Origin of the sequence: Neobacillus cucumis (assembly GCF_002860255.1) — a bacterium.
Taxonomy (GTDB): domain Bacteria; phylum Bacillota; class Bacilli; order Bacillales; family Cytobacillaceae; genus Neobacillus; species Neobacillus cucumis_A.
In genome coordinates this window covers 166,479-173,976 of record NZ_PGVE01000107.1, presented here as the reverse complement: position 1 = coordinate 173,976, position 7,498 = coordinate 166,479, and the positions used below count along the sequence as shown (strand labels likewise).

At 32.6% G+C, this 7,498-nt stretch carries 6 protein-coding genes; all 6 read left to right on the top strand.

What is annotated here, in order from left to right:
* Nucleotides 1–118: 118 nt before the first annotated feature.
* The 6 genes from CVD27_RS27410 to CVD27_RS27385 all read left to right on the top strand — a co-directional run bounded on the left by CVD27_RS27410 (nucleotide 119) and on the right by CVD27_RS27385 (nucleotide 7,474).
* Nucleotides 119–1,945, top strand: a complete 1,827-nt coding sequence (locus CVD27_RS27410) for a polysaccharide biosynthesis protein (RefSeq protein ID WP_101652415.1) — start codon at nucleotides 119–121, stop codon at nucleotides 1,943–1,945.
* 41 nt (nucleotides 1,946–1,986) lie between these two features.
* Nucleotides 1,987–3,090, top strand: coding sequence for a glycosyltransferase family 4 protein (locus tag CVD27_RS27405; RefSeq protein WP_101652414.1), 1,104 nt, complete (start codon nucleotides 1,987–1,989; stop codon nucleotides 3,088–3,090).
* Nucleotides 3,091–3,153: 63 nt separating this feature from the next.
* A complete protein-coding gene (locus CVD27_RS27400) occupies nucleotides 3,154–4,350 on the top strand; it encodes an O-antigen ligase family protein (RefSeq protein WP_101652413.1) in 1,197 nt (398 codons plus the stop codon).
* Nucleotides 4,351–5,364: a glycosyltransferase family 2 protein gene (locus CVD27_RS27395; RefSeq protein WP_101652412.1), complete on the top strand. Its 1,014-nt coding sequence runs from the start codon at nucleotides 4,351–4,353 to the stop codon at nucleotides 5,362–5,364.
* Nucleotides 5,361–6,362, top strand: coding sequence for a glycosyltransferase (locus CVD27_RS27390; protein WP_101652411.1), 1,002 nt, complete (start codon nucleotides 5,361–5,363; stop codon nucleotides 6,360–6,362). Before CVD27_RS27395 ends, CVD27_RS27390 begins: the two co-directional genes overlap by 4 nt.
* Nucleotides 6,362–7,474: a glycosyltransferase gene (locus CVD27_RS27385; RefSeq protein WP_101652410.1), complete on the top strand. Its 1,113-nt coding sequence runs from the start codon at nucleotides 6,362–6,364 to the stop codon at nucleotides 7,472–7,474. Before CVD27_RS27390 ends, CVD27_RS27385 begins: the two co-directional genes overlap by 1 nt.
* Nucleotides 7,475–7,498 lie beyond the last annotated feature (24 nt).

The following is a 7,498-nucleotide window of genomic DNA, read 5'->3' as shown; positions in this document are numbered from 1 at the left end:
CTTAAAATGAAAAATTTCAATTTTTTTTATTGGAATGTAATCTTTCGGGGGATATTCAGATTCACCAATTTTAAATATATTTCATACTAATTAAATAGTACAGGTAAGGAGTGAGTAAATGTCGTACAAACAAAGACTTTCCCTATTTATACTTGTTGACTCATGCATTGTAATTACAGCTGTTTTTTTTAGTAGATTTTTAGTAGATGCAACTATTAACGTTTTCACAACGCCCTTGCAAATCACTTCTATTGCTATCATCGTTAGTCATCATATATTTTCATTAAAACTTAAACTATATAAAAAAGCATGGGAATATGCCAGCATTGGAGAATTACTTATCATTTTAAAAATCGTCACATGTTCCATTGTAATAGCTGGAATCATGCAAAGATTCATGGTTCATGAGATTTATTTTAGGCTATTAGGAGTAACATGGTCACTCCATATCCTATTGATTGGCGGATCGAGGTTTTGCTGGAGAATATATCGGGATTCTTTAATTAATCTAGTTTCAAATAAGAAAAGGACTTTAATTGTTGGGGCAGGATCAGCTGGAACAATGGTTGCAAGGCAACTTTTGAAAAACCATGAAACAGATCTTATACCCGTGGGTTTTATTGATGATAATGTAAAAAAACAAAATCTTGATATTTTAGGGATCCCAGTTTTAGGAGGGATTAATAAAATTCAGTGGTTTGTAAATAAACTTAATGTGGATAATATTGTTATTGCTATTCCTTCTCTTAGTAAAAAAGAGTTAAGCTCCATTTTTCAGGAATGTGTAAAAACAAAGGCCAAAACTCAAATTCTTCCGATGCTAGAGGACTTGGTGTCTGGAAAAGTGACTGTTAATCAATTCAGAGACGTTCAAGTAGAAGATTTATTGGGCAGGGAACCCATTAAACTCAATTTAAATAGTATTTCGGAATCAATAACTGGAAAAACAGTTCTTGTGACAGGCGCGGGTGGATCCATCGGCTCTGAAATTTGCCGGCAAATTTCCCACTTTAATCCAGCTAAACTTATCTTATTAGGGCATGGTGAAAATAGTATTTATTCAATTGAAATGGAATTGAAGGAGAGCCTTGCTGGATCAGGAATTGAATTATATACAGAAATCGCAGATATACAGGATGCAGAAAAGATGAATCTACTAATGGGATTTTATAATCCTGACGTCGTCTATCATGCAGCGGCCCACAAACACGTTCCGCTTATGGAGTGTAATCCTGAGGAAGCGGTAAAAAATAATGTCATAGGAACAATGAATGTTGCGAATGCTGCTAGTTGGAATGGTGTTAAAACATTTGTAATGATATCTACTGATAAGGCAGTAAATCCAACAAGTGTAATGGGATCAACAAAAAGATTAGCTGAAATGATTATCCAGGAATTGGACAAATCAAGCAACACAAAATTTGTAGCCGTGCGTTTTGGAAATGTGCTTGGTAGTCGTGGCAGTGTAATTCCTTTATTTAAACGGCAAATTGAAAAGGGTGGTCCTGTCACAGTTACGCATCCTGATATGATTCGTTATTTTATGACCATTCCAGAGGCATCAAGGTTGGTGATACAGGCAGGTTCTTTAGCAAAAGGTGGAGAAATCTTTGTTTTAGATATGGGAGACCCAGTTAAGATTGTGGATCTTGCTAAAAATTTAATTAAGCTTTCTGGAAACTCAATCGAGGAAATTGGAATTGAATTCACTGGAATTAGACCAGGGGAGAAATTATATGAGGAGCTTTTAAAGGACGAAGAAATCGAAGAACAGCAAATTTATCCAAAAATTTATATTGGAAAAACCTCACATTTATTTATTAAAGAGATAATGGATGTGCTAGAGAATTTTTCTACTATGGAAAAAGAAGAATTAAGGGAAAGATTATTAAAGATTGCAAATGGAAAATCGGAATCACAACCGTTATTATCAGTTTCAGTATAATGAGAAATTTAAAACTTTAATAATTAAGCTGGTGAAATAATGTGAAAAAAATCTTATTTATTACGACATTAAGCAGAACAATTGATGCGTTTTTAGTTCCTCATATAGAAAAATTGATTGGGGAAGGTAATATAGTAGACTGTGCATGTTATATAGAAGGTGGGCCTAATAAAGACCTAACAGATCTTGGTGTTAGGTTTTTTCATATTCCATTTACTCGTAACCCTATAAATCCAGTTAATTTGATAGCTTATAAGGACCTTATAAAGCTGCAGGAACAGTATAAATATGATATAGTTCATGTTCATACTCCAATTGCAGCATTATACGGTCGTCTTTTAAAGTTAAGGTTTCCAAAAATAAAAACCATTTACACTGTACATGGTTTTCACTTTTTTAAAGGAGCTCCGTTTGTAAATTGGGGTATCTATTACCCTATAGAAAAAATAATGGCTCATTTTACTGATACGATTATTACAATGAATGGCGAAGATTACGAAAGAGCCCAAAAGTTTAAGGTGAAAGAAACACGTAAGGTGAATGGCGTCGGTGTAAATCTAGCTTATTTTAATAATGGTCTAAATAGGTCCGAAACTAGAAGAAAGTTAAATTTATCGCCAGATGACTTTGTTATCATCATGATCGCAGAAGTAAATAAAAATAAGAATCATAGACAAATGATAGAAGCAGTGGAACTTCTTAAGCAGAAAGGCATAGATTTAAAGGTGATATGTGCAGGTGTTGGACCGCTTCTGAAGGATTTCAAGAGAGAACTTATTGAAAGGAAGTTGGATCAAAATATTCAATTTTTGGGTTATAGGAGTAATATTAATGAGCTGATCGCAGCAAGTGATATGGGAATTCTGATGTCCTATCGAGAAGGACTTCCTAAAAATATAATGGAATTGATGGCTGGTAAGAAACCTGTCATCGGAACTAATATACGAGGAATTAGGGATCTAGTTGAGGATAATGTTACTGGCTTTTTAGTTAATGTAAATGACATAAAAGGGACGGCTGAGAAAATAGAGGAGCTGTTTATGAACAGAGTAATATTGGAAAATATGGGTTCGAATGCTTATAAATTCATTAAAAAATATGATGTGGACCAAGTCGTAGAGAGTTTAACAGAATTATATGTTTAATGGGTATTGTAAATGTACTTTGGTAGAAAACAAAAATATTAAAACCATAAAAGGTGTTTGTAAATGGAGACTACATTAATAAACCAGAAATATGTAACTTTTAGTGTTCAAAACATTTTAATCTTGGTCATGATGTTATTTTTTGGTTTTACTTCATTACGGTTTGGTATGTACGGATTGGGTGAATTGATTTTATTATATTTCTGCATCGTACAATTAGCTGGCCAACAAACCATTCAGGTTTCTTTGAAAAATCATGTTTTTTCAGTATTTTGGATATTCTATTTAAGTTTTGTAACCTTTGGATATGTAGTAAATACACTCTTAAGTATTTCACCACAATATGTTTCCTTTGATTATAAGGCCTATGTGGTATTACTGTTTTTATGTTTTACCTTTGAACAAGTATTTAAGAGAAGTGATTTTGTGAATCTATATAGTTTATTACGATTCATCTACTTCTGGGGACTATTTATTGTTGGCACCTTGTACTTTGTATATTTACTAGGGATAAGAAGTTTATTGGGCTTTTCCTTAACTTATGCGGGATCGAATATTTTTTCTCCTTTCGCTAATGATTATCACCAATTTGCCTATTTTGTTGCTCCCTTACCTTTTATTGGATTATACATTATAACGAAAGAAAAAAGTTTACTTAATAAGATGATTGCCTTCTTTGGCATCTTATTAAGTATTAATATTGGGCTGGCAACAACATCATCAACCTTGGTCTCAGCCTGGGGTGTCGCAACTATGTGTTTCTGCGTGTTGAAGGCTAGTGAATTTTTAAGAAAACAAAAAAGTTCTTTTAGTATAAACATCGCTTTAGGATGTTTCTTATTGTTTTTTTTAATTATTGGTTACGGAAAAGTTATTTTGTTCGTCCAAAATTTCTTTCATGGTGATACGAATGGAGAGAATAGACTCATTATATGGGGGAATGCGATCAAAGCTTGGCTGCATTCACCCATTTTTGGTTTAGGACCTGGTTCTTACAGTGGAACTTTTGTATTTGGGGGGTTTGAGGCTCACAATACCTTCTTACAAATATTAACCCAAGCAGGAATATTAGGGGGGATATTATATATACTATTAGTTTCCAAATTGTTAAAAACCACTCGTTTTAATACGTATATTTTATGTGCAGTCATTACATTATTGATGTATGGATTTGGAATAAATGATTTACGAAGAACTGTTTTGTGGTTTTATTATATCTTGTTTTATTTTTTAACTTTGAAAAGTAAAGGAGAAATGTAAATGCCTACTCCCTTTCTTTCAATTGTTATACCAGTTTATAATGCAGAACAAACCATTAGTCATGCCATACAAAGCATCCTATCGCAAAACTTCCATGATATTGAAATTATTGTTGTAAATGACGGTTCCACAGATCAAAGTTATGAAATTTGCCATAACATCGCCCTAAATGAACCAAGATTATCCTTAATCAATATTCATAATTCTGGAGTAAGCTGCGCAAGAAATGTAGGAATTGAGCAGGCAAAAGGAAAATATATCACTTTTCTAGATGCTGATGATTATTATAGCTCTAACTTTCTTAAAGAATTAACTTCTCAGATAGATGAGAACACAGAATTGCTGATTTATGGTTATAACATAGTACGTGATGGTGTAATCTCAGGCTTTAGAATTCCATTTAGGGATTGTATGCATTTTAATACTCAGGATGAATTTAGAAAGGCTGCCATTTCACTAATAGAAAATGAAATGATTAATGCTCCTTGGAATAAAGTTTACCTGACCAGTTATATCAAAAATAACAAGATAAACTTTCCAACTGAAATAGATATTGGAGAGGATTTGAAATTTAATATTCTAGTTGTTAGAGAGGTTAGTTCAGTTAAAGCATGTAATCAAGCTTTAGTAAATTATACTGTTAAAAAAGGAGAAGGTCTTGTCTCTAAGTTTCGGCCAAATAGATTGGAAATACGGCTTTCTTTGTTAAATGAGATGAAAGAAATGTTGGATTACTGGGGGGTACTGGGTGAAAATCAACACATGTTGGACCGATTTCTTGTAAGAGATTTTATGGCAAGTTTTATTGATTTATACAAAAAGACTTGTAGCTTGTCTTATAAAGAAAAATTGTCATTTATCAATAATGTGGTAAAAAGAGAAGGTAATGTTTTAAAGAATTCTGCTGCCCCTGACCTATTGAGCTATATATTGAAGTCAATAATAAACACCAAAAGGAGCGTTATCATCTTATTCTTTGCTAAATTATTAAGTTTGAAGAGAGGGTTAAGATGAAAATAAGTGTCATAATCGCAGCATATAATATTGAAAATTATATTATAAAATGTCTTGAATCTATAATTTCACAAACCTTTAAGGAGTTAGAAATCATTGTTGTGAATGATGGATCAACGGACAATACACTCCATCTAATCAAAAATTTCTCTAAGTTAGATGATAGAATAGTCGTGATTGATAAACCAAATGGTGGATTAAGCTCTGCTAGAAATGCTGGACTAGAAATAGCAACTGGTGATTATATTGGATTTGTTGATGGTGATGACTATATCAAAGAAGAAATGTATGAAAAGCTGCATCAGTTATGCAAGAAAACACAATCTGAAATAGCTGTTTGTGGCTATATCAGACAATATTCCAACAGAGAAGTTTTTTCAAACTCTAAAAATGTGATTCAATATTCCTCTCAAGAAGCACTAAGAGAATTGATTTCAAGCAGAGTCTTACATGATTATGCCTGGAATAAGCTGTATAAAAAAGAGTTATTTGAAAACATTCGCTATCCCATTGGTAAAATGTATGAAGATGTATTTACTACTTATAAACTGTTTTTTAATTCTAATAAAGTAGCATATATCGATGAACCTTTATATTATTACATTCAGCGTGATGGGAGTATATTAAGAAAAGGTTTTAGTGAGAAACAGTTTGATCAACTCGAAGCGTTAGAGGAACTCAAAAGTTTCCTTACTGAAAAGAAAATAACCATCTACGACGAAGAGTTAGAATCCAGAATAGTAAATGTTAAGTGTAGAATGCTATTTGATATAACAGCCGGTAATGCGATTAATAAATCATCGCTCCATCATACGACTGCAAAAGCCCTTGCTAAGAGTATCTTTAAAAGATCATTTCATCATCTATTGAATCATAAAATATCGCTACTGAGCAAAAGTATCATCCTCTTAACACTCCCGGGCTATTGGTTGGTTCGAATAACAATGGGGTTACACCCTGTAAAAACCCTAATCGAAAGAAGGGTTGGTCTAAAATAATGAAAAAAAAGGTTGAGGTTTTATTTGTATTGGATCGAATGGTAATGGGTGGAGTTGAAATACTTTTACTTGATATTTTAAATAGTCTTGATCCTCAAAAATATAATGTAACCGTTCTGACTTTATTTGACGGTGGAGAGCTTGTTCACGAGTTACCTAAGACGGTAAGGCGTGTTTTTTTATTTGATAAGCAATATAAAGGCATTTATAGAGTGTTACGTTTTATTAGTCCTCGCCTTCTTTATAATTATTTAATTCGTGAGGAATATGATGTTGAAATATCATTTAAAACAGGAATGCCTGAAAAAATTGTGGCAGCATCCCCCAATCTTTACTCGAAGAAGATTGCCTGGATTCACGGAGATATGGAATACCAGAATTTTGGACTGGAAAGTCATGTGACAACCAAGAAGCAAACTGAGTGCTATAACAAGTTTGACAGCATCATTACTGTATCAGAAAAATGTAAAAAGGCTTTTTATAAGGTTACTAGAACTGATACAAAAGTAGAAAAAATTTATAATGCCATTATTCCTGAAAAAATTGTTAGCAAATTAAATGAAGAAATAGAAATAACAATGGATAAAAATACAATTAATTTAATAACAGTTGCCCGGTTACATAAAGATAAGGGAATTGATCGGTTAATTAAGGCGTTTTTAAAAGGGTATCAAAGGAATCATAAATTAAGATTATATATCATTGGCCATGGACCTGAGGAATTTAAGCTTAAGAAATTGGCTCAAGAACTAAGAATAGATCATGCAGTATATTTTCTGGGAAAGAAATTAAATCCTTTTATTTATTTGAGAGAGGCTAGTATTTATGTACATCCTGCCATTTGTGAACCTTTTGGTATTGTCTTACTAGAGGCATTATATATGGGGCTTCCCATCGTTTCAACCAAATGCGGAGGTCCGGAAGAAATATTGGAAAATGGTAAGTATGGATTGTTAGTGGAAAACTCACAAGATGGTTTAGATGAGGCTCTTGTAAAGATTGCAGAAGATTATGATCAACTTGATAGATTTAAAAATGTATCAAAAGTACGGGCTAATGATTTTGTTATGAATAATATGATGCAAAAGGTTATTGAATTAATAGATAAATAATAAATATCCATATAAATCTTAGGG

What these genes read in the sequence shown, in the direction of transcription:
- CVD27_RS27390 (WP_101652411.1), top strand. Translation starts at nt 5,361, where the DNA reads ATGAAAATAAGTGTCATAATCGCAGCATATAATATTGAAAATTATATT.
- CVD27_RS27400 (WP_101652413.1), top strand. Translation starts at nt 3,154, where the DNA reads ATGGAGACTACATTAATAAACCAGAAATATGTAACTTTTAGTGTTCAA.
- CVD27_RS27385 (WP_101652410.1), top strand. Translation starts at nt 6,362, where the DNA reads ATGAAAAAAAAGGTTGAGGTTTTATTTGTATTGGATCGAATGGTAATG.
- CVD27_RS27395 (WP_101652412.1), top strand. Translation starts at nt 4,351, where the DNA reads ATGCCTACTCCCTTTCTTTCAATTGTTATACCAGTTTATAATGCAGAA.
- CVD27_RS27410 (WP_101652415.1), top strand. Translation starts at nt 119, where the DNA reads ATGTCGTACAAACAAAGACTTTCCCTATTTATACTTGTTGACTCATGC.